This is a genomic window from Bartonella refiksaydamii, from assembly GCF_902652675.1.
Lineage (GTDB): Bacteria > Pseudomonadota > Alphaproteobacteria > Rhizobiales > Rhizobiaceae > Bartonella > Bartonella refiksaydamii.
Map to the genome: position 1 here is coordinate 1 of NZ_LR736349.1, position 2,349 is coordinate 2,349.

General features: G+C 31.3%; 1 protein-coding gene. It reads right to left on the reverse strand.

Annotated elements, in window-relative coordinates; all coding sequences use genetic code 11:
- Positions 1-80: 80 nt before the first annotated feature.
- A complete protein-coding gene (locus tag GQO39_RS08275; protein WP_156851736.1) occupies positions 81-2,123 on the reverse strand; it encodes a hypothetical protein in 2,043 nt (680 codons plus the stop codon).
- Positions 2,124-2,349: the final 226 nt, after the last annotated feature.

Here is a 2,349-nt window from a genome sequence, read left to right on the forward strand (position 1 = left end):
TCTAAGAAACACTTAAGCGATTAGCGGATAGATAACGATATAATCTCTCTTTCCCTGCCTCAAAAGTGGGGAGGGAGAAATCATTTTATTGGCAAATTCATCTTATCGAAAAATAATCGATGTCTTTTCTTGGCATTATCTACAAGCTTGTCAAATGAAATCACTTCTATATAAGCTTTATAATTCTCGTTATATCCAAAATACCCCATGTTATCACCTGTTATTCTTAAATTCGAGTTTTTGCAACATTTCCTTATACTATCAGTTAAATCACAGATAATATAACAATAACCAGGTATATCAAGAGAGTCTTTTATAGGACGACCATCGAATGTTTTTACTTTACCTTTTCTAATTTCGTCTAGATAATCAAACACTTGTTTAATAGGATCTGTTTTATCTCCCGATTGTGCATCATCTCTCATTGGGCGTTTAATTTCTATTATAAAAAGAGATGCCAATTTCATAGGCTCTTCGTCTGATATTAAAATAGGATTGTCGTATATAGGGGTGTCGTATACATTTAGGGCACATATATCAGGTTTTTTATCTTCTGTAGAACCTGTAATAGGCATTGCTTTCAATGAGATGTCAGAAGCTAAATAATCATGAAAAACTAACTTTTCATCTATTAACCATAAATTACAATTATCCATAGAAATGTCATTGGAATCACACTTCATTGGCATTATGAGTTTGTGAATAACATTTTCTTTAGCGTAGCCTTTATCGCTTTTCTTTAAAGCTTTTTCTAGAAGATCTAAGATAACTTTTCTGTGGCATAAATAACCTATTAGATCAGAGCGATTAAGATCATTTACAGTTTCTACATATGCGCTAACTTTATTTAAGTATTCTTCATAATTTGCGTTTTGTTCAGCTTGCAAAATATCATGACCTTCTTTTAAAGCCTTTTCTTCTAATTTAGTAAGATGTTTATGAAGGAGAAGCTCTAAGCTTTGGTCAGAGCTTGAGGGAGAAGCTATGTAGTCATTTTCAGTTAAATGTTTTAGAACTGTACGGTAACGTGGTGCTTTTTCAGCTACGAATTTTTCAATTATTTTCTTACTGTTTTGAATGTTTTGCTTTAATTCTTTATTTAAGTATTTTTGAATACTAGGGACTACAGCTTTCCGTATTTTATCAAATGATATCTCTACCTTCTCTAGTAATCCTTCAGTATTTTCTTGAATATCAAAGCCTATTCTTTCAGCACGTACTCTTTCATCCAAAAAAGGAGAGCTTACGTAGCAAGAGTAGATAAATTCACCTATATCATCTTGCAGTTTTGCATGCATACCAGGAACGTTATGAGATAATATTTCTTTTGTGATAACTCTGTTGGCTGCACAAAAACATAAAGCCTGATTTTCTAAAGGTAAGGATCTAAATTTAATATGCATAATAGAAAAGTTATACTCTCCTATTTTTATTTCTTCATTAAAAACGGCCCCATGCATGCATTGTTCATATAGATCATTCAATAATATCTTTTCTGAGTCATCTTCAATAGTTATAGAAGGACAACTACCGGTTCTTGCAAAATACCAGAGACAATGTTCTAAGAGTGCTTTAGCGATAGACTGTAGTTTTTTAGGAATATGATTTTTATATTTTTGTTTTAGACCTGTTAACTCAACAACAGTTTCTCTCTTCGTACAATTATCTTGAAATTCGTGTAATGCTTTTATACCTTCAACAGCGTCGAATGAGAATTCACACCCTTTTAATCCTCTATCTGTTTCATAAATACTCCTGATTTTTATATTATCAAAAGCTTTAAGCCATAAAAGTCGTCCTATACCATGGCAACCTTTTTCTATTTTATGATCTGAGTCTAAAGTTTCAAATGATTTAAAATTATGATCATTAAAGCCTGTACCATTATCGATTACTTTAAAACCTATAATTTGTGTTTTGTTTCGTTTTTCAGTATCTTTTTCAAGTGGTAGTGAAGCTTGCTTCGATCTTATGACTGAAACTATAATGTAGCGTGAGGAAAAATCATTTCCTATTTCTTCAATGGAATGAATAGAATTTACAACTGCTTCAAAAAGAGGCAGTAGAGCATGATTTTCTGGTAAAGATGTATTTCTTACGCGGCCACTTAAATTTGTTTTCATTATCTACTCTAATCTATAAAAGACAATCAATTGTGTCGTTTTACAAAGATTTGACTTCCTCTTCATCCTTAAAGGATTAAAATTTCGAAGCTGTTCATATCAAATACAGTTTATTAGAAGCTTTAAATTCATGAAACAATTAATTCAAAGATTAATTCTTTGAAATCCACTGTTTTAAATGTGTAAAGCTATTATTGATAGCCTCCATGAGACGAGCAAAATTAAG

Excerpts from the sequence above, each read along its gene's own strand:
- GQO39_RS08275 (WP_156851736.1), bottom strand. The coding sequence starts at position 2,123 with ATGAAAACAAATTTAAGTGGCCGCGTAAGAAATACATCTTTACCAGAA.